Origin of the sequence: Brevundimonas sp. (assembly GCF_029946145.1) — a bacterium.
Lineage (GTDB): Bacteria > Pseudomonadota > Alphaproteobacteria > Caulobacterales > Caulobacteraceae > Brevundimonas.
In genome coordinates this window covers 119,501-145,674 of the sequence record NZ_JAQSDY010000025.1, presented here as the reverse complement: position 1 = coordinate 145,674, position 26,174 = coordinate 119,501, and the positions used below count along the sequence as shown (strand labels likewise).

Here is a 26,174-nt window from a genome sequence, read left to right as displayed (position 1 = left end):
CCGTACATCCATATCAGCGCCTATCGATCGAGCAACTGGGGATAGTGTTCGACGGGCGACTTCGCTGGAAGTGGCGGAGTTCGACGCTGCCGGCTGCGCGGGCGCGCTGACGTTTGGGGAGAGGAGGCGGTCGACCTCGCCTACTACGGTGGCCCCGACATCCACTGGAAGGAGCAGGGCGTGGTCGAGTTCGACGCCCGCCATGTCGTGGCGCTCAACGCTAACGGCGACGAGATCGAGAGTTACTCGCGCGGCAAGGGCTGACCCCTGACCCGCCACCCGCTACGGTGGGCGGATGGGACAGGACGACAATCACTGGTGCGAGCTCGGCTTCGCGAACCGGCCGTAGTCTTCAAGGGGCCGACCCAGACCGCGCGGTCGGTCACCGAGGCCTGGGTCGCGCTGCACGGCTTCTGTCCCAACTGCGCCGTCGACCGCCTGCCGCAACTGCCGAACAATTCGCCCGTCGCCGACTTCCGCTGCGACGCCTGCGGCGAGGAGTATGAGCTCAAGGCCAAGCGCGGCAGGCTGGGGCGCTCCATCCCGGACGGCGCCTTCAGCACGATGACCGCCCGGCTGGCGGCGGCGAACAATCCCAGCCTTTTCGCGATGAGCTACGACCGCGCCGCCGCGCGGGTGACGGACCTGATCCAACCTTTCGTCATCCTCCGGCAAGCCGCGCCTTCGCGGCGCAGACCGGGGGACCCAGCGGCGCGCGAGCGCGAACCTGTCGCGGACACCGGCCGCCACCAGCGTGCGTGAACAGGTCGCCTTCGGCGCCGCTGGGTCCCCCGGTCTCGCTCCGCTCGCCGGAGGATGACGAAAGGAGGGGATGGTACCGCCCTAAACCAGCTCCACCTTCAGCCCCCGCCCCACCACCTTCGCGGCGCGGCTCAGGGTTTCCAGCGTCACGTTGAATTCCTCCGGGTCCAGCACCCGGTTCAGCTGCGCCCGGCTGGTGTCCATTTCGGCGGCCATGGCGGACAGGGTCATCTTCCGCTCGGTCATGGCCTGACGCAGCTGGAGCGCGATCACGCTCTTGATGGCGCGCAGGGTGACCTCTTCCCGAATGCCTTCCTCGTCGAGGAAGTCGTCCAGGGTGTCGAGGTCGGACGGGTCGCGGAAATTCATCCCGGTCATGGGGCGACTGTACCACAAATGATGCGACGCGTCCCTTCTCCCCTTGCGGGAGAAGGTGGCAGGCGAAGCCTGACGGATGAGGGGTCACGCCGGCGGGGCCGGTGAGCGATCCACGGGCGGTCGATGACTCTCCGTCCGAGAGACCCCTCATCCGACCTCGCTCCGCTCGGCCACCTTCTCCCGCAAGGGGAGAAGGGACTCAGACGCCCCCCCTCCACCCGCCCGCGATTGACAAGCCGCCTGCACAGGCAGACCACATCACACGGGTCGGCGACCCTCTTCGCCCGCCCCTTCTCTCATGGCGGGAACGCCTTCAACGCTCCGCCAGGCAAGGCCGGGCCCGAGACCAGCCTTCAGTTCCTCCAGACAGGCGCCGCGACCCTCGCCGGCCTGACCCTGGATCGCCCTTGAGTGCGTGCCAGCGCGACCCGAGACCGCCTGTCCATCGCCGCCGTCATCGAGGGCGGGCGTCCGACGGGCGGACCTGTCTGAAGGAGGACTGACATCCCTCGCTCCCGAAACCCGTCCCGAAGGAGAATTGCGATGAAGACCTCTGTTGGCGCCCTCGTCCTGCTCGGCGCCGTCATGACCGCCGGCCTGGCCCTGGCCCAGACGCCTCCGCCGGCCCGCGGCGCCCCGGCCGCGGCTGAACCCGGCCAGACGCGGGCCACCGTCAGTCAATCGGGCGCCATCCTCGCCACGGAAAGGGCCGCGCCCGTCTGTACGCCGGACTCCGCCGGCGGGGCGCTTCGGTCGGGCGCCGCGGCGACGCCCGTCAACGGCGTCGGCGGTCAGGGCGGCGGCCGGTACGCCAGAGGCCGCATGATCAACAACAGCGAGACCGACAACAGCGCGACTCCGGACCGCGCCGGTGAGACCTCGAACCGTGATCACATCGACCAGGACGCCCAGGCCGAAATCCGGACGCGTCGATCCTCCCCCGCAAACCCGACGGGCCCGGGGGCAGGGGAGCCCGCCGCGGGTCTGAGCTACACCACCGGCGACTTCACCGCGCCGCAGATGCTGCGGGCCGGCGATCCCCGCGGGCCCGGCGCGGACGACCCCGCCCCCGCCGCGCCGGCCTGCGCGCCGACCCCGGGCGTCCGCCGCTGAGCACAGGGTGGAGGGGCGGGACTCCCACACCTCCCCCTCCACCCCTCCCGCCCCCGAATTCCGCCCCTTCCGCCCCCGCTACGTCCGTTCCTGACGCATCGCGCCCCCATAATCCGCGCTCACACACGGAAGGGGGACTGCAACATCATGCCGACACTGCAACATCCCGGGACCCGCTACGTCACCGTCAGCCCCGACTGCTGGAGCCTGATCCGCGGCGCCTATCTGTCCGGCCTCTCGGCCCGCACCGTAGCCGGCCGGTTCGGCGTCTCCGAGGGGGCCCTGCGCAAACGGGCCGCGCGCGAGGGCTGGACCAAGCGCGCCTTCGCCGCTCGCGCCACGCCCTGGCCGGGCGCGCCCGAACGGCCTCGAACGGCGGCCGGCGCCGGATCGGCCGGGACGGCTGCGCCTTTTGCGGCAAAGGCCGGCGAACCCGACGCCCCCCTGACCGAGGACGACATCGTCGCCGCCTGGACCGCGCCGATCCAGATCCGGCCCGGCGACCTCGCGCGGCGGGCGCTGGCCTCGGCCGCCGAGGCGGTGCGGGCGGGGCGCGGCCTGACGGCCCTGCGGCTGGCCCGGGCGGCGTCCGAGATCGCCCGTCTCGACGCCCTGTTCGAATGGGTCGAGCTGGACCCCGCCGAGGAGGAGGCCCGCGGCGCGGAGGGTCAGCAGATGGCCCGCCGCTTCCTGCGCGAACGGGCGCTGGGGCTGGCCCGCGACCTCGCCCTCGGCCGCCCCCTCCCGCCCGAATACGACGAGTTCGCCGCCCCGCCGGAGCTGGACGCATGAGGGTCGAATGTCTCGAGAAGGGCGGATTTCGCATTTTCGCGCGGGCCGGAGACATTGGCCCTGTCCGGGCCGGGCCTGCAATTTTCTCCGTGCATCCCCGCGAAGGCGGGGACCCAGGCTTGGGCCCCACCGCTGGCGTCGGCCCGGGCGCCGGTCAGCTCAACCCGCCTCGCTGTCGTTTAAACCTGGGTCCCCGCCTTCGCGGGGATGCACGGTGTTTGTACGGGAACAATCCGCAACTCCCATTGCGACGGAAGCGCGGCGGAGGGCCGTTCAACCGGACGGAGGTAGACGCCCATGACCGATGTGAAATCCACCGGCCGCCCGCGCGGCTTCGCGGCCATGTCGCCGGAGCTGCGGCGCTCGATCGCGGCCAAGGGCGGCGCCAGCGTCGCCCCCGAACGCCGGACCTTCTCGAAGGACTCGAACCTCGCCCGCGCCGCCGGGCAAAAGGGCGGCCGCAGCCGGGGCGACAAGAGCAGGGGCTGATCCCCGACAGACCTTCTCCCCTTGGGGGAGAAGGTGGCCCGGAGGGCCGGATGAGGGGTAAGGCGGCGTCAGACTGGCTGGCCGCAGGTCCGCGCCCGACACCCCCTCATCCGTCTCGCTTCGCGAGCCACCTTCTCCCCCGGAGGGGAGAAGGGACGATGACGGGGCCCGTTCGATCCCTCTATACCGACGCCATGCCTTCCTCCCGCGCCTCCGCCCTGATGGTTCTGATCGCCTCGGCGTGCGTGCTGGCGTTCGCGCCCATCCTCGTGCGGCTGACGGAAACGGGGCCCGCCGCCGCCGGCTTCTGGCGCTTCGTCTTCGCCCTGCCGTTGCTGCTGTTGCTCACCGCCAGACCCCAATCCCTGGGCGGGGGCGCGGAAGGCGTCGGCAAGCCGTCGAAATGGATGGCGCTGGCGGCCTTGTTCTTCGTGCTGGACCTGTCGTTCTGGCACTACGGCATCGTCATGACCTCGGTCGCCAACGCCACCGTGCTGTGCAACCTGACGCCGGTCGTGGTCACCCTGTTCGGCTGGGTGGTGTTCAGGGACCGGCCGCGGCGGCTGTTCGTGGCGGCCATCGGCCTGGCCATGGGCGGGGCCTTCGCCATGTCGGCCGGGGCGGACGGAAACCAGGGGACCAATCCGCCGCTGGGGGACCTGTTCTCCCTGTCGGTGGCGCTCTGGTACGCGGGCTATTTCCTCGCCGTGAAGGCGGCGCGGGCGACGGCGGGGGCCATGCGGATCATGCTGTGGTCGACGGCGCTGGGCACGCCGCTGCTGCTGGCCGTGGCCGTGGGGCTGGGCGAGGATCTGTGGCCGGCGACGGCGGCGGGCTGGGCCGCCTGCGCCGCCATGGGGGTGATGCATGTGCTGGGCCAGGGGGGCGTGGCCTGGTCGCTGGGCCGGCTGCCGGCCTCGCTGACGGCGGTGACCATCCTGATCCAGCCGGTGGTGGCCTCGGGGCTGGGCTGGCTGATCTTCCACGAGACCATGACGCCGGTGCAGATGGTCGGCGGGGCGGTGGTGCTGGCCGCCGTGGTGCTGGCGCAGTGGTCGGCCAGAACGAAAACGGGCGCGGGGGCCGAAGCCGCCACGCCCGTTCCGTAATGCTGTCAGTCGTGGATCAGAGGATTTTCAGGTCGATCGCCGACGTCTTGCCGCGCTGGGATTCCAGCTCGTATTCGACCTTGGCGTTTTCATCCAGGCCTTGCAGGCCCGCCTTCTGGACCGCGGTGATATGGACGAAAACGTCCTGTCCGCCGCCGTCAGGCTGGATGAAGCCGAAACCCTTGGTCGGGTTGAACCACTTGACCGTACCGGTCGCCATATTGCGTCTCCGTGAACGCGCTTGCCAGGCAGGCGTCCCGACGGGACACCCGTCAGCCCATCTGGACGAGCTCATTCAGCGAAGGAGCGGGCACGGGTGTGGAGGCCGCGCGAAATCCGGACTGCGGCGACTTTTTCTCGCGCAATTCCGGGGCGGTCAACCGCAAACACACCGTGGCGTTGCGCGAACGTCGTTACCCGCCCTTACGCGCAGAGGCTGCGCGGAGCCCCGTCCAGATGCAGGTGATTGCGGTGGGCCTCGTTGTAGTCTGGCGTCAGAACCGTCGAGAACGCCTTGCAGGCGCCGTCGCGGATCCGCTTCAGGAAGCCCTTGCCCTCCGCCCCCCGAGGACCGGTTCCGTCCCAGTCGGTCAGCACCGAAACCTTGCGGCCGTCGGCCAGGGTCATGCCGCCGATGTCCAGGGCGTTGGCCCGGGCATGCTCGCTGGGACGGGCGGCTGTGTCGGTCTGGCCGTAGATGCGGCGGCAGCTGTAGGTTCCCACGTCGTTCATCCGCGCCACCCGGCTGCCGAACGCCGCCTCGGCCGCAGGCTGCAGCACCTGACGCTCCCAGATGACGTACCGCACCGCCAGCGGGCACTGCATGACGGGATTGCCGGCCAGGGGGGTGACGTCGCCGCCCGTGATCCTGACCGCCCCGCGCACGACGCAGAAGCCGCCGTCGTCGCGGTCCTCGGCCCGCTCGACGGTGACCCCGGCCTCGCGCAGCACCTGGATGCAGGCGTCGGTGACGGCGGCGGTTTCCTCGGGGGCGGCGGTGCGGGCCAGTTCGAAATCGGCCACCTTGGCGCCGGTCGCCTGGCCAATGGGATCGCTGAGGTCCAGCGGCTTCCACGGCAGGTCCTGGCCCGGGGCGAAGGCGTTCAGCAGGGCGAACGCGGCGCACAGGCCGAGCATCAGCTCCCACAACAGATTCCAGAAATCGGCGAAGTCGCGCTTCATTGCCGGACCAGCCTTAGCGGTCCCCCGTGACGAGCGAAAGCGCGGCGGTTCAGCCCGGGGCGTAAAGCGTGGTCAGGGCCTCGACCATGGCGTGGTTGGCCGGCTGGCCCCGGCCGTGGTGGTTGGCGACCGACAGGACGGCGACGCCTCGCGCCGGCAGAACCCGCGCCGTCACGTGCCACAGGGTGTTGGACCCGTCATGGCCCAGCTGCGGCCCCGGCTGCACGCCCCAGCCGTATGCATAGGCCGGGGGCGCACCGGCGTGCGGCGTCGTCAGCCGCGCCATGGTCCCGGGCCGCAGCAGGCCGCCGCCCTCGGTCAGGTAAAGGCGCAGGAATTTGCCGTAGTCCGTCACCGTCATATGCATGCGACCGGCGGGGCCGAAGGGCGGCGGGTTGTCGGCGATGCCGGCGGGATCGACGGGAGCCGGCTGATCGCCCACCGATTGGTGACCCCAGGGATTGTCGCCCTTCGGCGCGCCGTGCCCGACCGAGGCCATGCCCAGCGGATCGAAGACCTCGGACTGAATCGTCGCTTCCCACGCCGCGTCCACCAGCCGTTCGACGGCGGCGCCGGCGAGGATGTAGTTGCCGTTGCCGTAGGCGAAGGCCCCGCGGGTTCCCGTCGGTGTCCTGCCCAGGGCCATGGCGGCGAGCTCCACCCGCTGGTCGCGGGTCGAACGGGTATCGGCATGGGCGGCCATCATGACCCCGCGGGTGATCAGGTCGCGGTCCGCCAGGCCCGAGCGGTGGCCCAGCAGGTCGTCGATGGTCACCGCCTGCAGCGCTGGATCGATCGCGACGCCGGGGAACAGCTCGGACAGGGTCGCGCCCCATTTCGCCCGGCCCTGTTCGACCAGCCGGGCGTACAGCACGGCTGTCATCGCCTTTCCGTTGGAGCCCAGGTGCCAGAGTTGATCCAGCGTCGCCGGCTCGTCGGCGCCCGCGCGCCGGACGCCGCGCACGCCCGACCAGATCGGGCCATCGCGGCCGACGACGGCTGCGGCCATGGCCGGCGGCGCGTGCCGGGCGAACTGCGCGTCAAGGGCCGCGTCGGCCTGGCCGTCCCGGTCGTCCCGCGCCAGGACGCCCGCCAACGGCAGGACGGCGAAACCCCCCAGAAGGGCGCGGCGCGTGGCGATCATGGTCGGAGTTCCCAAAGGCATCCCCATCATGGTCCCGGGCGCCGGTGCGGGCACGTGAGAAGCGTTTAATGATCACGATGCATGGGCCCCCGCTTGCTGAACCCGGGCCGACGGGTCCACGGTGAGGGCATGGGAAAATCAAAAGATTACGACGCCGAACTGCTGGAACTGCAGGTGCTGCTGGTCGAGACCCAGGCCTGGACGATCCAGGAGGGGCGAAAGACACTGATCGTGTTCGAGGGCCGCGACGCCGCGGGCAAGGACGGCGCCATCAAGCGGATCACGGAATTCGCCTCGCCGCGCCAGACGCGCGTGGTGGCCTTGCCGAAGCCGACGGACCGCGAGCTGACGCAGTGGTATTTCCAGCGCTATGTCGCCCATCTGCCCGCCGATGGCGAGACCGTTCTGTTCAACCGGTCCTGGTACAATCGCGCCGGCGTCGAGTCCGTCATGGGGTTCTGCAAACCCGAGCAATATGCCCAGTTCCTCAAGGACGCTCCGCGGTTCGAGCGCACGCTCGTTGATGACGGCGTCACCCTGATCAAGTTCTGGCTGGATATCAGCAAGGAAGAACAGGCCCGCCGTCTGGCCGAGCGTGTTCAGGACCCGTTGAAGCGTTTCAAGGTTTCAGCGCTGGACGCCGAAGCCCAGATCCGATGGGACGCCTACAGTGTCGCCCGCGACCGGATGCTGGAAGAGACGGACAGCCGCGGCGCCCCCTGGACTGTCGTCGCCACCGACGACAAGAAGTCGGCCCGGCTGAACATCATTCGCCATATCCTGCACACGCTGGGCGGGCCGGGCGCCAAGAGGAAGCCGGACTCCGATGTGGTCTTCCACCCCGCACGGGCCAAGGGTCGGCTGGCCCCCTGATCAGAAGCCCAGCCCGGCTCTCAGCGTGGCGGGGCTGACGCCTTCCGCCCGCAGTTCGCCCAGCGTCACCGACCGGTCGCGCTTTGCGTAGCGCCGGCCGTCTTCGCCAACCAGGAGGGAATGATGGCGGTACACGGGCGTGGGCCAGCCCATCAGCGTCTGGATCAGCACCTGGATATGGGTCGCCTCGAACAGGTCCTGGCCGCGGATGACATGAGTCACTCCCTGCAAGGCGTCATCGTGAGTGACCGCGACGTGATAGGCGGTCCCCGCATCCTTGCGGGCCAGGACCACATCGCCCGCCGTCCCGGGCCGCGCCGGGATCAGGCCGCGTTCGCCGGCCGGCCCGCGACCCTCCTCGACGAAGGTCAGGGCGTCCCAGGCGCGCGGGCCCAACAGATCGCGGGCGCGATCCAGCGACAGTCGCCAGGCGAAGGGACGACCCTCGGCGAGGAAGGCGGATTCCTCATCCGCGGGGTGCGGGCCTGGCCGCGCCGCTTCGGCGGGTCCGTGCGGCGCGTCGCCGATGGCGTCCAGGATGTCCTTGCGAGTGCGGAAGCAGCGGTACAGAAGACCGCGCCGGCCCAGTACGTCGACGACGGCCGCATAGTCGGTCAGATGATCCGACTGCCGTCGCACCGACTGCTCCCAATCCAGACCCAGCCAAGCCAGGTCGTCCAGTAACGCCGCTTCGAATTCGGGCCGGCAGCGTGTGGGATCGATGTCCTCTATCCGCAGCAGGAACCGCCCGCCCGCCGCCCGCGCCGCCGTCCAGGCCGTCAGGGCCGAAAAGGCGTGGCCCCGGTGAAGCCGGCCAGTCGGCGAGGGCGCGAAGCGGGTGGTGAACATCAGATCCGCTTCAACGCTCCCACGCGCTCCGCCTCGGCGAGGGCCTGTCTCAAGGCGTCTTCGGGCACGAAATCGAACTGGCCGATCATGTCTTCCAGAGCGACGGACGGCTGGGTCATCGCCCAGTCCAGGGCCACCGCCGCCGGTCCGGTGATCCGGGGGCTGGCCAGGCCGGTCCGCTGGAAACGCGTCACGATCATGCGATCCGGCAGGGCATAGGGCTCACCGCGCGGGAGCAGGCGCTCCTGGGCCATGGCGATCTCGTCCCGGAAGGCGACGGAGCCGGCCAGGGCCGCCAGCTTGCCGCCCAGGGCCGCGAGTTGCGCCTGCAGCGGACGGCCTCCGTCCTCGACGGCGGGGTGCAGCCAGGCGCGGAACTGCGGATCCTGCATCGCCGCCGATTCCAGCAGACGAAACAGGATGCGGCCGTACAGCGGCGTGATCGAGAAGGTCACGTGCAGCGAGGCCCCCTCGGCGGTGCGGGCGTCGTGATACCAGCCCCGCGGCAGATACAGGACGTCGCCGGGCCGCATATGCACCTCCTGCATCAGGGGCCCGCGCGTCCGGGCGAACCATCTCTGGGCCTCGACGCGATCCGTGGGGAGGTCGACCGGGGAATCCGCGCGGTTGCCGTAAAGCCGCCAGGTCTTCTCGCCCTCCACCTGGACGGCGAACACATGGTGCGGATCGAAGTGGGTCTCGAACGCGTGAACACCCCCGAAGGAGCAATAGACATTGGCGCCGACAAGCCCCGCGAAGGTCGAGGAAAGCGCGCGGGATACAGTCTTCAGCTCGGGCGTCAGTTCATGAACATCGCCGCAGATGAGGCTGGCTCCTATGGCGAGGAGCGGCTGCACCTTGGCGGGCGAGGGCCGCAGCGAGCGGCCTGACTGGGTGGTGACGTCGATGCAGTATTGTTCGGGCGGTATCGGCTCGCCGTTGTGGACCAGTTTCAGGGTCTGGGCGGTCCAGATCGAGGTCTGGTCCAGCAGCAGGTTGAAGCGGTCCCAGTCCAGAAGGCTCCGCTTCCCCGCACCCTCGCCGGCCGGAATGTGCAGCGGTTTCCGGTCGTCATAGTCCGCATGGAATTCTGCCGGGGTGATCGGATGCAGCAGTTCGTTCAGACTGGTCATGGCGAACACGAATAAATCGCGCCCAAGCCCCTGTCGATGAGGTCCGAATGGTCGCCGCTCCCACCGCTGAACAGATCGCCGGGGCGCGCGCCGCGCTGGCCGATCTGGATCCCGCCCTGGAACGCGCCCTGGCCCAGACGCCTGTCTTCGACTGGCGGCTGCGCACCGGCGGCTTCGAGGGCCTGTTCCGCATGATCGTGGAGCAACAGGTTTCGGTCGCCTCGGCCGCCGCCATATGGGCGCGCGTCGTGCAGGGGCTGGAAGGCGAGGTGACGCCCGAAAAGGTGCTGGCGACGGAAATCGAGGCCCTGCGCGGTCTCGGCCTGTCGATCCAGAAGGCGACCTATGGACACGAGATCGCCCGGGCGCACGCCGACGGCCGCATCGACTTCGATCACCTGGAGCGCCTGTCGGATGAGGAGGCGGTGGAGCGGCTGGTGGCCATCAAGGGCGTGGGCAAATGGACAGCCGAGACCTTTCTGATGTTCTGCGAAGGCCGGCGGGACGTCTTCCCCGCCGGCGACATTGCCCTGCAGGAGGCGATCCGCTGGGCCGACGGGGCGCCAAGCCGACCGCGTGAAAAGGACGCCTACGCCCGCGCGGAGATGTGGCGACCGCACCGCAGCGTTGCGGCGCATCTGCTTTGGGGATGGTATGGGGCGGTCAAGCGCGGCGAGGTCGTGCTGGAGGAAGGTCCGCCCTTCAACCCGGCGAGCCGCGCGCGCGAGACGAGAAAGCACCCAGAGTGACCCCGATCGTGGACCCCGCCCTCGCCAATCCCGAGACCGTGCTGGGCGCCCTCGACTTCGCGGGCGTCGCGGTCTTCGCGGCCACCGGAGCCCTGGCGGCGGCGCGGCAGCGACACGACCTTGTCACCTTCGCCTTCTTCGGCGCGATCACGGGCGTCGGCGGCGGCACCCTGCGGGACCTGCTGATCGGCGCTCCGGTCTTCTGGGTGCAGGACTGGCGCTATATCGCCGTCTGTCTCGCGGCTTCGCTGGTCGTCTGGATGCTGGGCGCGCGGACGTGGCGGTTCCGGGCCCTGCTGTGGCTCGACGCCCTGGGCCTGGCCGCCTACGGCGTGATGGGCGCAGCCAAGGCCGAGGCCTATGACGTCGCGCCCCTGATCTGCATCGTCATGGGCGCGTTGACGGCCTGTTTCGGCGGGGTGGTGCGCGACCTGCTGGCCGGCGAGCCCTCGATCCTGTTGAGGCGGGAGATCACCGTCTCGGCGGCGCTGCTGGCCGCGACCGTTTTCGTCGTCGCCCGGGTCGCCGGACTGGACGCCTGGCCCGCGGCCCTGATCGCCGCGCCCTGCGGGTTCGCCCTGCGCGCCGGGGCCCTGATCTGGGGCTGGAGTCTGCCCGCCTTTCCCGGGACCCCGTCGCGCGGCTGAGCGTTGCGAAACCGTCGCCGACCGGTCATCGCCAAGCCGTCGAATCAAGACTAGGCTTCAATCACAGCCATGGAAGGAGACACGTCTTCAGTCCGTTCGCGTTGATAATCGTCACTTGCAGGGCGAGGATCTGATGCAGGTCCTGAGCCGCCCTCCGTCCGGCTGGCCCGCGCTGGTGCTGAACGCCGACTTTCGCCCGCTGTCCTACTACCCGCTGTCGATCTGGCCGTGGGAGGAAGTGGTCAAGGCGGTGTATCAGGACCGCGTCGATGTGGTCTCCACCTACGACAAGGTCGTTCGCAGCCCGTCGATGGAATTCGTCCTGCCCAGCGTGATCGCGCTGAAGAACTATGTCGATCAGGACCGGCAGCCGGCCTTCACCCGTTTCAACGTCTTCCTGCGCGACGGCTTCACCTGCCAGTATTGCCACGCCACCGAACAGCTGACGTTCGACCATGTGGTGCCGCGGTCGCGGGGGGGGCGCACCACCTGGGAGAACATCGTCGCCGCCTGTTCGCCCTGCAATCTGCGCAAGGGCGGCCGCACGCCCCAGCAGGCCGGCATGCCGCTGCGCCGCGCGCCGCATCGTCCCAATGCGTGGCAGCTGCAGGAGTTCGGGCGCCGCTTCCCGCCCCACTATCTGCACCAGAGCTGGCTCGACTATCTGTACTGGGACATCGAGCTGGAGCCCTGATCGCAAGCGGAAGCCCGCGCCGATGGCGCGGGCTTCCTGTCTTTCGCTGGTCTAGCGGCGGCGGTTGAACTGGCTCTCGGTCCAGCCGGTCACCAGCACATCGCCATCCGCGGATACGCTGCCGGCCGGGACGGTGCGGGTGGCCCCGTCCGCCGAGCGGACCACGAAGGCGGTCGCCCGGCCCGCCGTGTTGCGCGTCACGTCCACGACCGAGCCCAGCATGGCGCCGTCCGAACTATGGACCATGGCTCCGGTCTGGATGGCGGCGTCGACGGCGGCTCCATCACGATTGGCGCGGGCGTCGGCGCGAGCATTGGCGTTGGCGTTCACCCGGGCGTTGGGCCGGGCGTCACGCGCGGTCTCACGCGCATCCCGCAGGGTGTCGCGGGTCGTGTGAGCGCCGTCGCGCGCGATGGAACCGACCCCATGGGTGATTGATCCGGTGTGCGGAACGCCGACGCCGACCGAGCCGCCGATCTGTCCGCCAAGACCGCCGGCGATCTGGGCGGAAGCGCCGCCGGCGACAAGCAGGGCGGCGGTGAACACGGTCGCTGATACAAGCGTTTTCATTGTGTTGGTCCTCACGTAATCAGGCCCCTGCCCATCCCGGAGAACGATCGGCCGCGCGGGGGGTTCCTGTCGTGGGGCTGTTCGCCTCCACCGCCGCTCCGATCACCGAGGCTTCATGAAAATCCGTGTCCGCGCCGATCTGGTCTACCGTTTCGACCCGCCGACGGACGCCATCTACAAGATTCAGGTGGCGCACTGGCCGGGTCAGACCGTGCTCGAGGAGAGCCTGACGACGACGCCCGCCATCGACTTCATCCAGGACGAGGACGAGGAGTTCGGGGCCCGCACCCTGCGCGCCCATCTGTCGGGCGAGGTGGCGCTGACCTATCAGGCGGTGGTCGACAACGGCGTCCTCAAGGGGCTTCCGCCGGTGACGGTGCAGCATGACTGGAACGAGCTGCCGGCCGAGGTCCTGACCTATCTCAATCCCAGCCGCTATTGCCCCTCGGACCAGTTCGGGCGGTTCGCCGAGCGGACCTTCGGCGGCACGGTCGGCGGCGATCGGGTGCTGAAGATCCTCGAGTGGATCAAGGCCGAGATCGACTATGAGCCGGGCGCCTCGGACAGCGAGACGACGGCGGCGCGGACCTTCATCGACCGGGCGGGCGTGTGCCGCGACTTCACCCATATGGGCATCACCCTGTGCCGGGCGTCGGGCATTCCGGCGCGGGCGGTCAGCGCCTTCGCGCATCAGCTGAGCCCGCCGGACTTCCACGCCATCTTCGAGGTCTGGCTGTCGAACGGCTGGTGGCTGGTCGACCCGACGGATCTGGCGCCGGTCGAGGGACTGGTGCGCATCGCCTGCGGGCGGGACGCGGCCGACATCGCCTTCCTGACCACCCAGGGGTCGTGCCAGCTGGTGCGCCAGTCGGTGACGGCGGAAGCGGTCTAGCCTCAAACGACAAACGGTCGAGCGGGGCTGGGGTGGCGCGGTTTCAAAATCCGGGGCGCCAGCCGCGCCAAGGCGCCAACAGCCAAAAGAACCGGGAAATCCGTCTGTTACCGGAAACGGGGGCCGTCATCTGAGCCAGGACCGTGCCAGATTATCGGAAATTTCCGCCCTGGGAGGCGGTTGAAGCCGCCGCGTTCCGTTGTTTCGATTTTCAAAGACCAGGGCGAGGATCGGGCGCTCCACGGTCTGACATGGGATGGACCGGCCGTCGGTCAAGACGGCAGGAGGAATAAATTCCTGGTCCGGACAGGTCCGGAGAAGGCGTCCTGACCGGCGACGGGGCCTAGCCCGGCGAGCCCGCGGCTTGCCAGGCCTCAATGAAGTCGAGCCGACGCAGGACCTTGTTGTCCGGGTCGATCAGCACATGGGCGTCGGCCGGGGCGGCGATGCGGCCGCGGCCGCCGGTCATGGCCACCGTCTGGCGGCGGCCGTCGATCTCGATCTCGACCGGCATGGGGAAGTCCCCGCCGTCGCCCGTAGTCCATTCCAGAACGAGGTCGCCCCCGTCCCGCGTCTGCCTCAGGTCGGGCAGGGCGGCGTTGTAGAGATAGCCGCGGAAGAACCAGGTCAGGTCGCGGCCCGCCTCCTCATTGACGATGGCCAGCAGTTCGTCGGTCGTGCCGTAGCGCGGCTGGAACTGGCCGGGCCGAGGCTCGGCCGTGCCGTAGACGATGCGCGTCACCGAGCGGAAAAAGGCCTCGTCGCCGATCAGCATCCGCAGCGAATGGGCGATCAGCGAGCCCTTGTTGTAGATGTCCAGGCCGGGGCCGACGTCGCCCTTGTAGACCTCGTCCTCGGACTTGATCGTGCCGGAGACGACCGGGAATTTGTTGATCAGGTCGCGGCGGTGCTCGAGCAGGCTGGCCTGCATGAAGCGGTCGCCGTTCAGCCAGCGGTCGTAGAGCGGCTGCATATAGCTGCCGAACCCCTCGTGCAGCCACATGTCGTCGGCGTTGCGGTTGGTCAGCTGGTTGCCGAACCACTCGTGGCTCAGCTCGTGGTGCAACAGCCAGTCGAAGCCCCGCCCGTCGAGTTTGTATTCGTTGCCGTAGGCGTTGATCGTCTGATGCTCCATGCCCAGGTGCGGCGTCTCGACCACGCCCATCTTCTCGTCGCCGAAGGGGTAGGGGCCGACCGTGGCCTCGTAGAAGTCCATCATCGGGGCGAACTGGGCGAACAGGGCCCGGGCCCTGGCCGGGTCGTCAGACCGCAGATGCCAGTAGGACATGGGAACGGTGTTGCCGAAGCGGCTGCGGTAGTCGGACTTCAGCTCGACGTAGGGGCCGATGTTCAGGGCGATGGCGTAGGTGTTGGGATGGGCGGCCGACCAGTTCCAGGTCGTCCAGCCGTCGCCATGGTCGACCGTGCCGAGGAAGCGACCGTTGGACGGGGCCGAAAGATTCGACGGCACGGTGATGTGCAGATCGACCCGCTTCGGCTCGGCCAGCGGACTGTCGATACAGGGCCAGAACAGGTCGCAGCCCTCGGGCTGGACGGCGGTGGCGATCCACGGCGTCCCGTCCGCCGTATTGGCCCAGACGAAGCCGCCGTCCCAAGGGGCGTGAGGGGCCGTGCGCGGCTGACCCGCGTAGGCGATCCGCACCGAGACCTTTTCTCCGGCGGCCAGCGGGCGGGGCAGGGGGATGGTCATCCGGCCCTCGGGATTGGTCCAGTCGCCCGGAGCGACCTCGCGCCCGTCGACCTGGACCGACGAGACGGTCAGCAGGGTGTCCAGCTCGACCACCACGGCGGTCAGCGGAGCGGTGGCGGTGAAGTCCAGCACGGCGACGGCGTCGATGGCCTTGTCGTCCGGGAGGACCTTGATCGACAGGTCGGCCCTGTCGAACGCCATGGCCAGCTGTTCCGGCGTGCGCGGCTGGTCGGTCCCGAGGGTGAAGGGGGTCGATTCACGCACCGGCGCGACGACGACGGCGGGTTCGGTCGAGGGCGGCACGGTCGTCCCCGCCGGCGCCGTGGCGCAGGCGGCGAGGGAGAGCAGGGAGGCGCCGGTCAGGGCGGCGCGGCAGGCGGTGAAGGACACGAACGGCTCCCCGAGGACTGGGGCCCAGCCTAGACGGGCGGGTGGGCCGCGCAACCCGAAAGCCCGAGGCTGTATTCACCTCGGGTGTTGGTGACCGCAGCTTCCTTCCCCTTTCGTCATCCTCCGACAAGCAGCGCCTTCGCGGCGCAGATCGGGGGACCCGGCGGCGCCGAAGGCGGGCTGTCCACGCACCGTGTCCGCGACAGGGTCGCGCTCACGCGCGCCGCTGGGTTCCCCGGTCTCGCTGCGCTCGCCGGAGAATGACGAAAGTCTGGAGGGCGAGCATGGAGTCCGCCCTACAGGCCCCGCGCCTTTCGCTGGGCTCTTGTCGCGCGCCGGGCCCAGGCCTTGTCGACCTGTTCGCGCAGGCGATCGTCGTCGGCGGCCTCGTAGCGCACCAGCACCGCCGGCCAGCCCTCGAAATGCGGCGTCTTGAAGTACGTCTGCGGCTCGGTCTCCATCAGAAGGTCGATGTCGCCATGATCGAGCGACAGGGAGACGGCCTCGGGCAGGCGGGTGTCGTTGATCAGCAGCTTGCCCCGCAGGCGCACGCAGCGGGCCCCGTGCACGGTCGATTCCTCAACCTCGGGCAGGGACAGGGCGTAGGCGTACATCTCGTCGCGGGTCATGGCGGCAGTTTGCCACCTCGCGGCCAAAGAAAAAGGCCGGCGTTTCCGCCGGCCTCTTCAAATCTTCAGCAGCGTCGCCCGATCAGGCGGCGGCTTGCTCGGCCAGCTTGGCCTTCACCTGGCGCTTGATGCGCTGGGCGGCGGTCGAGAGCTGCTCGTCCCTGGCCTTGACGATGAACGGGTCCAGGCCGCCCTTGTAGTCGAGGGTGCGCAGGGCGGCGTTCGAGATCCGCAGGCTGAACGACTGGCCCAGGGCTTCCGAGGCGACCTTGACCGTCTTCAGCGACGGCAGGAAGCGGCGCTTGGTCTTGACGTTCGAGTGGCTCACGCTGTGGCCGACCATGGGGCCGATACCGGTGAGTTCGCAGCGACGCGACATCTGACTATCCTTGACGGAGCGGCCCGCGGAAGGATGCGGTCGCATGAAACAAAGGCGCGCAGGGACGGGGTCCCCGCGCGAGAGGGGGCCGTATAGTGGAAGTCACCGCGCCGCGTCAAGGCTTGTGGCGGTCGTCAGCGCGTTCAGCTGCCGTTCAAATCCCGCCATATATCGTCTCTATCCATGCGGTGAAGCTCCGCCGCCGAAGGTCCGTCCCATGAAGATGCCCGTCCTGATCCGCACCGCCCCCGTCCTCGTCGGCGCCTTGCTGATGGCCAGCGCGCCGATGGCCGGCCCGGCCGCGCCGGTCCAGTCCGCGTCCCAGCCCGTGCTGCCCGGATACTGGGAATACACGGCCCGCGCGCTGGGGCAGGGCGACACGGAAACCAAATGCGTCCGCCCCAGCGAGATCAACCGCTTCTTCGGCGGCCTGTCGACGCGCCACTGGCAATGCACCTATCCGGTGCGTGAGGTCGGCGACGGCAACGCTCATTTCGAAGGCGTTTGCCAGGACCGCAAGGGGCGGCGCGTCAACGTCCGCCTGAACGGCTCCTACCAGCAGGAGAGTTTCTCGTTCCGCGGGGGCGCGCAGATCGCCCGCGGCACCCCCTATATCCCGGCCAGCATCACCGCGCGCCGCCTGGCCGCCCAGTGCCCGGCGAACGCCGAATATTTCTAGGCGGTCAGACCTCGGCCACCCGGGCCACGACATAGGTGTGCTGTTCGCCGGAGGGCAGGGTCAGGCTGACGTATTCCCCGGCGACGAACCGCTCTTCGCCGAAGCGGAACCCGCGAGCATCGGCGGAGTCGCTCCCTTCGAGGTCCAGGGTCCAGCTGCCGCCGGGGCCGTGCTGGAGGCGGCCGGTCCCGATCGTCTGGCCGTCAGAGAAATGCCGCACATGGCCGCGCTCCGGCTCGGCGCGCAGGGCCTCTCCGTCCAGCCGGCCGTCGGCGTCCAGCGGCGCGACGATGTCATAGCCTTCCGTCGGGTCGCCCGCCGGATGGCCGGGCTCGCGCGCGAGTTCAAGTCGGACGTGGTGGAATTGGGTCATGGGGGGTGCTCTCGCGCTGGAACCGGATGTCGATATCCGCAGCATAACGCGTGACCGTGCTTTCCGTCTTGCTATGGATCAAGCGGGACGCGGGTCCGTTGTGCTAAAGGAAACCGGCCGGACAGGGAGATCGAGACGATGACGGGTCGACTATGTATCTTGCTGGGAGCGTTGGCGCTCGCAGGCTGCGCCGGGGAGGCCGTGCGCCAGAACGGAACCGAGCCCGTCATCATGGGATCGGCGGACCGGGGCGCGGTCCTGGTGCGACAGAACTGCGCGGGTTGCCACGCCGTTGAACGGTCCGGGGACAGTCCGATGGCCGCCGCGCCGCCGTTCCGCGACATGGGCGTGCTGTACCCCGTACGGGATCTGCAGGAGGCCTTTGCCGAGGGGCTGGTCACGGCCCACCCCGCCATGCCGGCGTTCGAATTTCAGCCGGGCCAGATCGCCGATGTGATCGCCTACCTCGAAAACGTCTCCGGGACCGGCCCGGGCCGGTGAATTGCAAAAGGCCCGGGATCGCTCCCGGGCCTTTCGTCATTCGGCGAGGTCGCCGGATCAGGCGGCTTCGGCCTCGGCCTCGGCTTCTTCCGCGGCTTCGGCGGCGGCGATGACGGCCTTCTTGGCGCTCAGCGACTTGGCCAGCAGCTGGACGGCGGCGTCCTTGTCGATGCGGTTGGCGGCGGCGACTTCGCGGGCCATGCGGTCGAGGGCCGATTCATAGAGCTGACGCTCCGAATAGGACTGTTCCGGCTGGCTGTCGGCGCGGTGCAGGTCGCGAACCACCTCGGCGATCGAGATCAGGTCGCCCGAGTTGATCTTGGCTTCGTATTCCTGGGCCCGACGCGACCACATGGTGCGCTTGACGCGGGCGCGGCCCTTGAGGGTCGTCAGCGCCTTGATCACGACGTCGTCGGCGGCCAGCGAGCGCAGGCCGGCGGTCTTCGCCTTCTTGGTCGGGACGCGCAGGGTCATCTTCTCGTGGTCGAAGGTCACGACATAGACCTCCAGCGACATGCCCGCGACTTCCTGGGTCTCGACGGCCGCCACCTTGCCGACGCCGTGCGCCGGATAGACGACCGCGTCGCCAACCTTGAATTCCAGACCAGTCTTGTTCGTCATGTCATTCCTTTCCCGACGCAGGGTGGATGAGACGGCAACGCAAGTGACGGCTGCGCTCTCCATCGACGGCGGACCGTCGGCGGCGCAGCTGTATCAGTCGTCAGGAGCGGAAACGGATCACCAAACCTCTGGCCGACTCCGCCTTCGTGGGCGGAGTTCTGTCGCAAACGCGGGCGGCGCGAAGAAATCGCTTACCGCCCGACCCAATGACAGGAACATATCACAAAATTGCAGAAATTCAAAACGTCCACAGCGTCAGCGTGACCGGGACTGTAAATCCCCACCGGATCGGTGCAGGGCCCCGTTCACCGTCCACGCGACCCCCGTCAGGGCGAAGGCCAGCGCGCCTGCGACCCATTCGCTGCGTTCGCCCGGCGCGGCCAACAGTCGCGGCGCGTGCACGAGGACGATCCAGGAGGCGAACATGGCTCCGACCAGGGCCGAGGCCGGTCGCGCAAGCACGCCCGAGGCGATGGCCAGTCCGGCGGCGATATTCGCGGTCCCGGTGAACAGCGGCCAGATCGCCCGGCCCGGCATCCAGTCCGGGATCATTCCGGCTACGGCGTCGGCATAGAGCCAGTGCACGGCGCCGAAGACGATCAGCATCAGGCCCACCGCGATCCGGGCCGCCAGCCGGAAGTCGGTCCGAGCCGGCGCGGCCACCAGCATGCAGGCCGCCAGCAGACCCAGCACCTCCATCGCCGAGACCCATCGCACGGGGTCGGCGGGTTCTGCGACCAGTCCCGGCGCGTGCACGAACAGCAGCACGGTCAGCAGGCCCCACAGAACCAGTGCCGCCTTCGCCGAGACCCGATTCCAGGCCAGTCCGATGCCGCCCAGTACAAGAATGGCGCTGTTCAGCCAGACCCAGGGGACCTGCAGATCGAACGGTTGCAGCCCGTCGATCGAGTGCTGGAAATACAGGCCGACCAGTCCGAAACCGATCAGCCCCGCCGCCAGCATCCATCGGCCCGGCGCGCCGAGGTTCGCATCAACATAGCGCATGACGACAGCCCTCCCATGCGCACTACATCACGTCAGACGCGACCGGGCTTGCAAGAAACGGCGTTCAGGAACCCTTGCCGGGCTTCTCGGAGAAGTATTTCTCGAACTTGCCGGTCTCGCGCTCGAACTGTTCGGCGTCAGCCGGCGGCGTGCCCTTGACGGTGATGTTGGGCCAGACCTTGGCGTATTCGGCGTTGACGATCAGCCATTTGCCGTCGGGCTCGTCCTCGGTGTCGGGCACGATGGCGTCGACCGGGCATTCCGGCTCGCAGACGCCGCAGTCGATGCATTCGTCCGGGGCGATGACGAGGAAATTCTCCCCCTCGTAGAAGCAGTCGACCGGGCAGACCTCGACGCAGTCCATGAACTTACATTTCACGCAGGCGTCGGTGACGATGTAGGTCATGGGCGGAGCGAGGGGTTCCTGGGGGGAGGCCGGGGCTGCGCAGATGACTCCGCGCACCCCAAGTGTCAACAGAAGTCGACGCCGCAGCCCTTGCCGGAACGCTTCGCGGCGCTATCTGTTACAGTTCTGATTGCAGATAGCCCTGTTTCCGAAGGAGCCACCATGACTCGCCTCGCCCTCACCGCCCTCGGCGGCGTCGCCGCCCTCGCCCTGCTGACTTCCGGCGCCGTCGTCGCCCGGACCCAGGCCACGCAAGCGCCCGCCGAAGTCCGCGCCGGCGCCTACGCGCTGGATTCCGCCCACGGCAAGATCACCTGGTCCGTCAACCACCTCGGCTTCTCGACCTACTACGGCCAGTTCGTGAACGTGCAGGCGACGTTGAACCTGGACCCCGCCAACCCGTCCGCCTCGACCCTCACCGCCACCATTCCCCTGACCGACGTGGACCCGAACTCGGACGGGCTGAAGGCTCACCTGCAGACGGCTGATTTCTTCGACACCGCCAACCATCCCGTGGCCACCTTCGTTTCGCGCTCGGTGACCGTCGATTCCGACGACGCCAACGAAGCCACCGTCATCGGCGACCTGACCCTGCGCGGCGTGACCAAGCCGGTGACCATGGAGGTCGAATTCAACCAGGCCGGTCCGTCGATGGGCAATACCTACAAGACCGGCTTCGACGGCGAAGCCACGATCAAACGCTCCGACTTCGGCGTCAACTACGCCCTTCCGGCCGTGTCCGACGAGGTCAAGCTGCACATCGAGGGCGAGTTCGTCCTGCAGCAATAGCGGTCAGTCCGCCTCTGTCAGGACATACAGGGCGCGGGCCTCTTCGGCGGGCCCGCGCCGTTCGCCGAGCGATTCCACCTTGAGATCGACCAGCCGGCCGCCGATGGCGAACACCAGGCTGTCTCCGACGTGAACGCAGCGGCTGGGCTTGTCGAGGCGCATCTGCCGGCCCTGGTGAGTCAGCCGCACCACGCCGCGCTCCACCATGGTCGCGGCGAGTGAGCGTGTCCTGGCGAAGCGCGCGCGCCACAGCCAGACATCGACCCGGCACCCCGTTTCGCTCATGCGGTTCCGGTCGAGGCGGGGCGGGCGCGGCGCGGCCGGCGGCGTTTGGGACGGGCCGCCAGCGCCGGCGGAGCGGTCAGCGCCGACAGGATGGCGAACGGGGAATCCTTCACCGGCCGGGTCCGGGACGCGTCCCGGTCCGGCTGTTGGGCGCGGGTGGCCTTCACCGCCGCCGCCAGGGCCCTGGCTTCGTCCAGCGTCACGCCCAGTTCGGTCAGGTCGGCGTCGCTCAACAGGCCCTTTCCCCTGGCCCGCCGTTCCGTCAGCGCCTCCAGCAGTTCGACCGGGGCCGCGAATCGGCCGGCGGCGCGCAGGCCGAACGCCGCCAGGGCGCGGGGCGATGGCGGCGGCTCCGACAACAGCGACAAGCGCGCCGCGCGCGGCCCCAAGGTCTCGCCGGCCACAAACGCCTGGGCCAGCGCCCGCGCCCGGCTTTTCAGCAAGACCGGCAGCCAGACCGAATGAAGTCCGATGCGCACGCCGAACGTCTTCAAGGTGCGCCGTTCGACCTGGCTGAGCGCCGCCAGGTCGCGGTCCACGTCGCGCCGGTCGATGACGCCGCCGGCCTCCAGCAGACGGAAGGCGACCCCGCGCGGCAGACCTTTCAGCGCCCCGCTCTCGATGGCCGTCTTCAACCGCCGCAGCGGCCGCAAGGCCCGGCCCGCCTCGCCGGCCAGCCAGGCCTCCAGCCGCCGTTGGGCCCGCTCACGCGCCGCCGCCGGGCCCAACTCGCCCAACAGCCGCACCCGGGGGGCGAACCAGTCGCCGCCGGTGACCTGACCGGCCTGGACGCCCCCCCACAGCACCGCGCCGTCGGGGGTGACCGCGAACGCCTCGTCCCCATCCGCCGCCAACCGGCCCAGCCGGCGCGCGATCTCGGGCGTCACCGCCTGCCGCGCGGCGTGACGCAGGGCGCGGTCCTCCAGCGCGGACGAACCCTTGTCGATCTGGAAATCCACGCCGCTCAGCCGACCGACGGCGTGGCCCTCGACGACCACGGCCCCTTCGGCGTCGACGTCCGCGACCGCGTCCTCGCGCACGTTCAGGGCCCGCATCAGGGCGGTGGTGCGCCGGTCCACGAAGCGCGCGGTCAGCCGCTCGTGCAACACATCGGACAGACGCTCCTCCAGGGCCTTGGTGCGGTCGCGCCACCCTTGCGCCTGATCCAGCCAGTCGGGGCGGTTGGCGATGTAGCTGAGGGTGCGCACGCCGCTGAGGCGGGCCGATAGCTGGTCGATCTGGCCGTCGTCGCGGTCCAGTTCGGCGAAGCGCGGCGCGATCCAGTCTTCCGTCAGGCGGCCGCGCCTGCCGGTCAGGGCCTGGAAGATTTCCTTCGACAGCCGGCCGTGCTCGTCCAGCGTCGTCTTCTGGAAGTCGGGCAGCTGGCAGGCCTCCCACAGCCGCATGATCGCGCCGCGCGACCGGCCGATGCGGGCCACCTCCTCGTCCTTGATCAGGCGGCGCAGCAGGGTTTCGTCCAGCGCCGGCCGGGTCAGGCCCAGACCCGTCCGGCCCGGGGTGACGACCAGCGACCGCAGCAGGTCGGGCAGGGTGTCGAAATCCAGCCGGGCGTTGCGCCATTCCGCCCCCTCGACCGGATCGAAGCGGTGCTCGACCACCTGTTCGACCAGGTCCGGATCCAGTTCCAGCGACTCGCCGGTGACGCCGAAGGTCCCGTCGCGCAGGTGACGGCCGGCGCGGCCGGCGATCTGGCCGATCTCATGGGCGTGCAGCCAGCGGGTGCGGCGGCCGTCGAATTTGCGCAGGCCGGCGAAGGCGACATGGTCGACCTCCATGTTCAGACCCATGCCGATCGCGTCGGTGGCGACCAGGAAGTCGACCTCGCCCGACTGGAACAGCTCGACCTGGGCGTTGCGGGTGCGGGGCGACAGGCTGCCCATCACCACGGCCGCGCCGCCGCGCTGGCGCCGGATCAGCTCGGCGATGGCGTAGACCTGCTCGGTGCTGAAGGCGACAATGGCGCTGCGGGCGGGCAGGCGGGTCAACTTCTTCGACCCGGCGTAGCTCAGGGTCGACAGGCGCTCGCGCTTCACGATCTCGACGTCGGGAACCAGCGCCCGGATCAAGGGCGCCATGGTTCCGGCCCCCAGGAACATGGTCTCGAACCGGCCTCGCGCGTGCAGCAGCCGCTGGGTGAAGACGTGGCCACGCTCGGGATCGGCGACCAGCTGGATCTCGTCGACGGCCAGGAACTCGACCGACCGCTCCATCGGCATGGCCTCGACGGTGCAGACGAAATAGACGGCCCGCGGCGGGACGATCTTTTCCTCGCCGGTCACCAGGGCCACGGCCGCCGCCCCGCGCCGCTTGACGATCCGGTCGTAGATCTCGCGCGCCAGCAGCCGCAGCGGCAGGCCGATCATGCCCGAGGCGTGGCCCAGCATCCGCTCGACCGCCAGATGGGTCTTGCCGGTGTTGGTGGGCCCCAGAACCGCGACGACGCGCGAGGGGGCCTGTCCTGTGCCGCGGTCGCTCATGATGTGGAAAAGGTGGCTCTTCCCGCCCGGTTCCTCAAGCGCCGCCATACGCTTTCCGCGAGGTGTGAACGGCCAGGGCTGTTTCGGCGGAACAGGGGCGAAACGAATCAGGACCGAATCACCGACACGGCCCGATTCGGGGTTTGTTCACCCCAAGATATTGTATCTTAACGGCTCTTAAGCACAACGCGAAAGGCGGCGCGCGGGCGTCCTCAAAGCGTGGTCCGGTCGCGCGCGGCGGAAATCGCATCTGGCGGCTTCCCCGCCGCCGTCCCAGCCGCTAGGTCAACGCGGCGTGGCCCCGTAGCTCAGCCGGATAGAGCAAGGCTTTCCTAAAGCAGAGGTCGGGGGTTCGAGTCCCTCCGGGGTCGCCATCTCCTGCCGGAGCAAGTCAGACCGGCCCGCAACAGCGCGGGGTTCGGGGGTTCCGTCAGCCGGCCGCCGCCCCGCCCGCGTTCAGGTAGAAATACCAGGCGATCAACAGCACCAGTCGCGGCGCCGTCGCCGAGCGGGTCAGGGCGCCGAGGATGATGGCGGTCGCCGAGGTGGCGGCGCCGACGGCGGCGGCTTCCAGCAGGACCCGTGTGTCGCCGGCCATCAGCCCGCTCGCCGCCGCCGGGGCGGCCATCGCCAGCGCCAGCGCCGTTCCGGCCAGCACGAAGGCGATCCGGCGCGCGGCCGGGGAGAGGGCGGCGGTCGTGGTCAGGGCCAGCAGGCCCTTCTGCTCGCTGCGGCCCGCATGGGCCGTGGTCGCGAACACGAGCAGCAGCATCGCCGCCGGCCCGGCTAACGTCGACCAGGGGGCGAACAGGCCGGCCGCAGCCACCACGGCCATGGCCAGCAGGCCCTTGCGGTTGCCGGCCATCAGCCGGGCCTCGGCGACGATCAGCGCCACGCCCGGCAGCATTCCGGCGCGGGCGGGCCTGGCGCCGGGATCGGCGGGTCGCGCCCGACCGGGCTCCAGGAATTTGAGCCAGGCGGCGGTCTTGCGGGTCTTGCCGGCGGCATGGGGCGCATAGATCAACCCCGCCAGCAGCGGGATCAGGGCGGCCATGCCCAGCCAGCTGAGGCGAGCGGCCAGATAGCCGTCGGCCATGACGCCGCTCATGACGTCCAGGTGGATCGGCGCGCTGCCGGGCGGGATCTCCGCTCCGCCGATGATGAAGTTGTCGGTCCCGCCCTGGCCGTAGCTGATCGGCGACATGAAGCCGGGCAGGTCGGTCATGTTGGCGGCGTATCCGCCGGCCTGTCCGCCGACCATCACCAGCACCAGCGAGCCCATCCAGAACACAAAGAACAGAACCTCGCCCAGCGGGCCGCGGGTCCAGCGGCGGGCGTCGAGGAGCAGACGCAGGGAGGCGACCATGGCCACCGGCGGGGCCGCGATGACCCACAGGGTCAGGATGATGCTGGCGGGGTCGACCTCGTTCAGCGGCAGCAGCAGCACGGCCAGAAGACAGCCCGCCGCCGTCGTCGCCGCCAGCACCGCGGCCAGCACGGCGATGTCAGCCAGCCAGCGGCCATAGGCGATGGAGACGCGGCCGGCGGGGCTGACCTCTTCCACCTGCCAGGGCTGGCGACGGGTCGCGTTGGACCGGAGGTAGATGAAGGCCACGGGCAGCAACAGGGTGGCGATGACCACCCCCAGGGTGACGCCCAGCACCGGCGAGGTCAGCCACGGCACGCGGTTGTCCACCGCGATCAGCGTCGCATCCGCCCCCCGCGCCGCGATCATGAACCGCGCCCCGACCGGCGCCACCAGCAGCAGGATCCACAGCCCCATGCTCCGGCCGTAGCGGGCCAGCGAGGTGGTCAGGGACGATCTGACGACGGCAAGGCTCACGCGGACGCTCCGGCGACGGGGGCCAGCTTGCCGCCCTCGACCCGCAGCACGGTCCTGCCGCCGCTGATGGAATCCGCAAGATGGGAGGTCATGATGACCACGGCGGTCTGCGCCGCGCGGCTGATCAGGGCGCCGACCCGCTCGCGCGACTCGCCGTCCAGTTCGGCCGTGGGTTCGTCCAGCGCCAGCAGGCGGGGCGATCCGAGCAGGGCCTGGGCGAACACCAGCCGCCGGCGCATGCCGCCCGAGAAGGTCGAGATTCTGCCGTTGGCGTCGCTGCCCAGGTTCAGCGCGTCGAGCAGCATGCGGAACTGGGCGTCGGCGTCGCGCGTGTTCAGGCCCTTCAGGGCCGCCATGTGCAGGCCGAATTCGCGGGCGGTCAGATCCTCCGGCAGGTCCACCGCCTGCGGGGCGTAACCCAGCGAACGCCGCAGCTGGCCGCGGGCGCCCGGCAGGGCCTTGCCCTCCCAGTACAGCGTGCCGGCGCTGGGCCTTTCCGCCGTCGCGCAGAGCCGCAGCAGGGTCGATTTTCCCGCGCCGCTGGGCCCGGTCAGCAGGGTCAGGCCACGGGGGAAGGTGTGGCTCACGTCCTGCAGCACCGGCTTGCGGCCATACCGCCTCGAAACGTCTTCAAGGCGCAGGGACGGGGTCGTGTCGCTCATGACGGGATCGGACATCTGCGAGATCCA

The 26,174-nt window shown here is 69.6% G+C and carries 31 protein-coding genes and 1 tRNA gene; 14 read left to right on the top strand and 18 right to left on the bottom strand.

Features of this window, described 5'->3' with window-relative positions:
- Positions 1-318 precede the first annotated feature (318 nt).
- The gene (locus PSV23_RS11190; RefSeq protein ID WP_300468906.1) at positions 319-762 is read left to right on the top strand and encodes a DpnI domain-containing protein; all 444 of its coding nucleotides are present in this window, start codon (positions 319-321) and stop codon (positions 760-762) included.
- An 81-nt stretch (positions 763-843) separates the two neighbouring features.
- Here PSV23_RS11190 and PSV23_RS11185 read toward each other — a convergent pair whose 3' ends face one another.
- The gene (locus PSV23_RS11185; RefSeq protein WP_300468904.1) at positions 844-1,140 is read right to left on the bottom strand and encodes a helix-turn-helix transcriptional regulator; all 297 of its coding nucleotides are present in this window, start codon (positions 1,138-1,140) and stop codon (positions 844-846) included.
- 543 nt (positions 1,141-1,683) lie between these two features.
- On the opposite strand from PSV23_RS11185, the gene PSV23_RS11180 reads away from it, so the two are divergent.
- The 4 genes from PSV23_RS11180 (at position 1,684) to PSV23_RS11165 (ending at position 4,643) form a co-directional block, all read left to right on the top strand.
- Positions 1,684-2,253 carry a hypothetical protein gene (locus PSV23_RS11180; protein WP_300468902.1) on the top strand — a complete coding sequence of 190 codons (570 nt, stop codon included), beginning with the start codon at positions 1,684-1,686 and terminating at the stop codon, positions 2,251-2,253.
- Between the two features lie 147 nt (positions 2,254-2,400).
- Entirely contained in the window at positions 2,401-3,045 is a 645-nt protein-coding gene (locus PSV23_RS11175) for a hypothetical protein (RefSeq protein WP_300468898.1), read from the top strand.
- A 297-nt stretch (positions 3,046-3,342) separates the two neighbouring features.
- Positions 3,343-3,534, top strand: coding sequence for a KGG domain-containing protein (locus PSV23_RS11170; RefSeq protein ID WP_300468894.1), 192 nt, complete (start codon positions 3,343-3,345; stop codon positions 3,532-3,534).
- Between the two features lie 158 nt (positions 3,535-3,692).
- The gene (locus PSV23_RS11165) at positions 3,693-4,643 is read left to right on the top strand and encodes a DMT family transporter (protein ID WP_300468892.1); all 951 of its coding nucleotides are present in this window, start codon (positions 3,693-3,695) and stop codon (positions 4,641-4,643) included.
- A gap of 16 nt (positions 4,644-4,659) precedes the next feature.
- Here PSV23_RS11165 and PSV23_RS11160 read toward each other — a convergent pair whose 3' ends face one another.
- The 3 genes from PSV23_RS11160 to PSV23_RS11150 form a co-directional block, all read right to left on the bottom strand.
- The gene (locus PSV23_RS11160) at positions 4,660-4,863 is read right to left on the bottom strand and encodes a cold-shock protein (protein WP_055830853.1); all 204 of its coding nucleotides are present in this window, start codon (positions 4,861-4,863) and stop codon (positions 4,660-4,662) included.
- 203 nt (positions 4,864-5,066) lie between these two features.
- Complete coding sequence (locus PSV23_RS11155) at positions 5,067-5,825, bottom strand: extensin family protein (RefSeq protein WP_300468886.1); 759 nt, start codon at positions 5,823-5,825, stop codon at positions 5,067-5,069.
- Positions 5,826-5,874: 49 nt separating this feature from the next.
- Positions 5,875-6,969 (bottom strand): serine hydrolase domain-containing protein, encoded by a 1,095-nt coding sequence (locus PSV23_RS11150; RefSeq protein ID WP_300468884.1) that lies wholly within the window; start codon positions 6,967-6,969, stop codon positions 5,875-5,877.
- Positions 6,970-7,098: 129 nt separating this feature from the next.
- On the opposite strand from PSV23_RS11150, the gene ppk2 reads away from it, so the two are divergent.
- On the top strand, positions 7,099-7,842 hold the full coding sequence (gene ppk2, locus PSV23_RS11145; RefSeq protein WP_300468951.1) for a polyphosphate kinase 2: 744 nt from the start codon (positions 7,099-7,101) through the stop codon (positions 7,840-7,842).
- Here the strand turns inward: ppk2 and gluQRS are convergent, their stop codons facing one another.
- Both gluQRS and PSV23_RS11135 read right to left on the bottom strand, forming a co-directional pair.
- Entirely contained in the window at positions 7,843-8,694 is an 852-nt protein-coding gene (gluQRS, locus tag PSV23_RS11140) for a tRNA glutamyl-Q(34) synthetase GluQRS (protein ID WP_300468948.1), read from the bottom strand. It abuts the gene before it with no gap.
- Entirely contained in the window at positions 8,691-9,824 is a 1,134-nt protein-coding gene (locus PSV23_RS11135; RefSeq protein WP_300468881.1) for a JmjC domain-containing protein, read from the bottom strand. Before PSV23_RS11135 ends, gluQRS begins: the two co-directional genes overlap by 4 nt.
- 47 nt (positions 9,825-9,871) lie before the next feature.
- Here PSV23_RS11135 and PSV23_RS11130 point away from each other — a divergent pair, with 47 nt between their 5' ends.
- From PSV23_RS11130 to PSV23_RS11120, 3 genes are all read left to right on the top strand, one after another.
- Complete coding sequence (locus tag PSV23_RS11130) at positions 9,872-10,573, top strand: DNA-3-methyladenine glycosylase (protein WP_300468879.1); 702 nt, start codon at positions 9,872-9,874, stop codon at positions 10,571-10,573.
- Entirely contained in the window at positions 10,570-11,220 is a 651-nt protein-coding gene (locus PSV23_RS11125) for a trimeric intracellular cation channel family protein (protein ID WP_300468877.1), read from the top strand. Before PSV23_RS11130 ends, PSV23_RS11125 begins: the two co-directional genes overlap by 4 nt.
- Positions 11,221-11,353: 133 nt before the next feature.
- Entirely contained in the window at positions 11,354-11,914 is a 561-nt protein-coding gene (locus PSV23_RS11120) for an HNH endonuclease (RefSeq protein ID WP_300468875.1), read from the top strand.
- Positions 11,915-11,965: 51 nt separating this feature from the next.
- Here PSV23_RS11120 and PSV23_RS11115 read toward each other — a convergent pair whose 3' ends face one another.
- On the bottom strand, positions 11,966-12,484 hold the full coding sequence (locus tag PSV23_RS11115) for a hypothetical protein (RefSeq protein WP_300468873.1): 519 nt from the start codon (positions 12,482-12,484) through the stop codon (positions 11,966-11,968).
- A 115-nt stretch (positions 12,485-12,599) separates the two neighbouring features.
- On the opposite strand from PSV23_RS11115, the gene PSV23_RS11110 reads away from it, so the two are divergent.
- Positions 12,600-13,376 carry a transglutaminase family protein gene (locus PSV23_RS11110; RefSeq protein WP_300468871.1) on the top strand — a complete coding sequence of 259 codons (777 nt, stop codon included), beginning with the start codon at positions 12,600-12,602 and terminating at the stop codon, positions 13,374-13,376.
- 343 nt (positions 13,377-13,719) lie between these two features.
- Here PSV23_RS11110 and PSV23_RS11105 read toward each other — a convergent pair whose 3' ends face one another.
- From PSV23_RS11105 to rpmB, 3 genes are all read right to left on the bottom strand, one after another.
- Positions 13,720-15,477, bottom strand: a complete 1,758-nt coding sequence (locus PSV23_RS11105) for a M1 family aminopeptidase (protein WP_300468869.1) — start codon at positions 15,475-15,477, stop codon at positions 13,720-13,722.
- A gap of 296 nt (positions 15,478-15,773) precedes the next feature.
- On the bottom strand, positions 15,774-16,106 hold the full coding sequence (locus tag PSV23_RS11100; protein WP_300468867.1) for an MmcQ/YjbR family DNA-binding protein: 333 nt from the start codon (positions 16,104-16,106) through the stop codon (positions 15,774-15,776).
- 82 nt (positions 16,107-16,188) lie between these two features.
- Positions 16,189-16,485: a 50S ribosomal protein L28 gene (gene rpmB, locus PSV23_RS11095; protein ID WP_300468865.1), complete on the bottom strand. Its 297-nt coding sequence runs from the start codon at positions 16,483-16,485 to the stop codon at positions 16,189-16,191.
- 217 nt (positions 16,486-16,702) lie between these two features.
- Between rpmB and PSV23_RS11090 the strand changes: the two genes are divergently transcribed.
- Entirely contained in the window at positions 16,703-17,164 is a 462-nt protein-coding gene (locus PSV23_RS11090; protein WP_300468863.1) for a DUF3617 family protein, read from the top strand.
- Between the two features lie 4 nt (positions 17,165-17,168).
- On the opposite strand, the gene PSV23_RS11085 is transcribed toward PSV23_RS11090, so the two are convergent.
- Positions 17,169-17,537 carry a hypothetical protein gene (locus PSV23_RS11085; protein ID WP_300468861.1) on the bottom strand — a complete coding sequence of 123 codons (369 nt, stop codon included), beginning with the start codon at positions 17,535-17,537 and terminating at the stop codon, positions 17,169-17,171.
- A gap of 201 nt (positions 17,538-17,738) precedes the next feature.
- On the opposite strand from PSV23_RS11085, the gene PSV23_RS11080 reads away from it, so the two are divergent.
- Positions 17,739-18,038, top strand: a complete 300-nt coding sequence (locus PSV23_RS11080) for a cytochrome c (protein ID WP_300468859.1) — start codon at positions 17,739-17,741, stop codon at positions 18,036-18,038.
- 57 nt (positions 18,039-18,095) lie between these two features.
- On the opposite strand, the gene PSV23_RS11075 is transcribed toward PSV23_RS11080, so the two are convergent.
- The 3 genes from PSV23_RS11075 to fdxA form a co-directional block, all read right to left on the bottom strand.
- Positions 18,096-18,659 (bottom strand): CarD family transcriptional regulator, encoded by a 564-nt coding sequence (locus PSV23_RS11075; protein ID WP_300468857.1) that lies wholly within the window; start codon positions 18,657-18,659, stop codon positions 18,096-18,098.
- A 255-nt stretch (positions 18,660-18,914) separates the two neighbouring features.
- A complete protein-coding gene (locus PSV23_RS11070) occupies positions 18,915-19,664 on the bottom strand; it encodes a DoxX family protein (protein WP_300468855.1) in 750 nt (249 codons plus the stop codon).
- Positions 19,665-19,728: 64 nt separating this feature from the next.
- On the bottom strand, positions 19,729-20,070 hold the full coding sequence (gene fdxA, locus PSV23_RS11065) for a ferredoxin FdxA (RefSeq protein WP_056619504.1): 342 nt from the start codon (positions 20,068-20,070) through the stop codon (positions 19,729-19,731).
- Positions 20,071-20,232: 162 nt separating this feature from the next.
- On the opposite strand from fdxA, the gene PSV23_RS11060 reads away from it, so the two are divergent.
- The gene (locus PSV23_RS11060; protein ID WP_300468851.1) at positions 20,233-20,859 is read left to right on the top strand and encodes a YceI family protein; all 627 of its coding nucleotides are present in this window, start codon (positions 20,233-20,235) and stop codon (positions 20,857-20,859) included.
- A gap of 3 nt (positions 20,860-20,862) precedes the next feature.
- Here PSV23_RS11060 and PSV23_RS11055 read toward each other — a convergent pair whose 3' ends face one another.
- Complete coding sequence (locus PSV23_RS11055; protein WP_300468849.1) at positions 20,863-21,144, bottom strand: RNA-binding S4 domain-containing protein; 282 nt, start codon at positions 21,142-21,144, stop codon at positions 20,863-20,865.
- Positions 21,141-23,642 carry a helicase-related protein gene (locus PSV23_RS11050; protein WP_300468946.1) on the bottom strand — a complete coding sequence of 834 codons (2,502 nt, stop codon included), beginning with the start codon at positions 23,640-23,642 and terminating at the stop codon, positions 21,141-21,143. The genes PSV23_RS11055 and PSV23_RS11050 overlap by 4 nt, the downstream gene beginning before the upstream one ends.
- 297 nt (positions 23,643-23,939) lie before the next feature.
- Between PSV23_RS11050 and PSV23_RS11045 the strand changes: the two genes are divergently transcribed.
- A tRNA-Arg gene (locus tag PSV23_RS11045) sits at positions 23,940-24,016 on the top strand.
- Between the two features lie 56 nt (positions 24,017-24,072).
- On the opposite strand, the gene PSV23_RS11040 is transcribed toward PSV23_RS11045, so the two are convergent.
- Positions 24,073-25,485 (bottom strand): hypothetical protein, encoded by a 1,413-nt coding sequence (locus PSV23_RS11040; protein WP_300468846.1) that lies wholly within the window; start codon positions 25,483-25,485, stop codon positions 24,073-24,075.
- Positions 25,482-26,162: an ATP-binding cassette domain-containing protein gene (locus PSV23_RS11035; RefSeq protein WP_300468844.1), complete on the bottom strand. Its 681-nt coding sequence runs from the start codon at positions 26,160-26,162 to the stop codon at positions 25,482-25,484. Before PSV23_RS11035 ends, PSV23_RS11040 begins: the two co-directional genes overlap by 4 nt.
- Between the last annotated feature and the right edge of the window lie 12 nt (positions 26,163-26,174).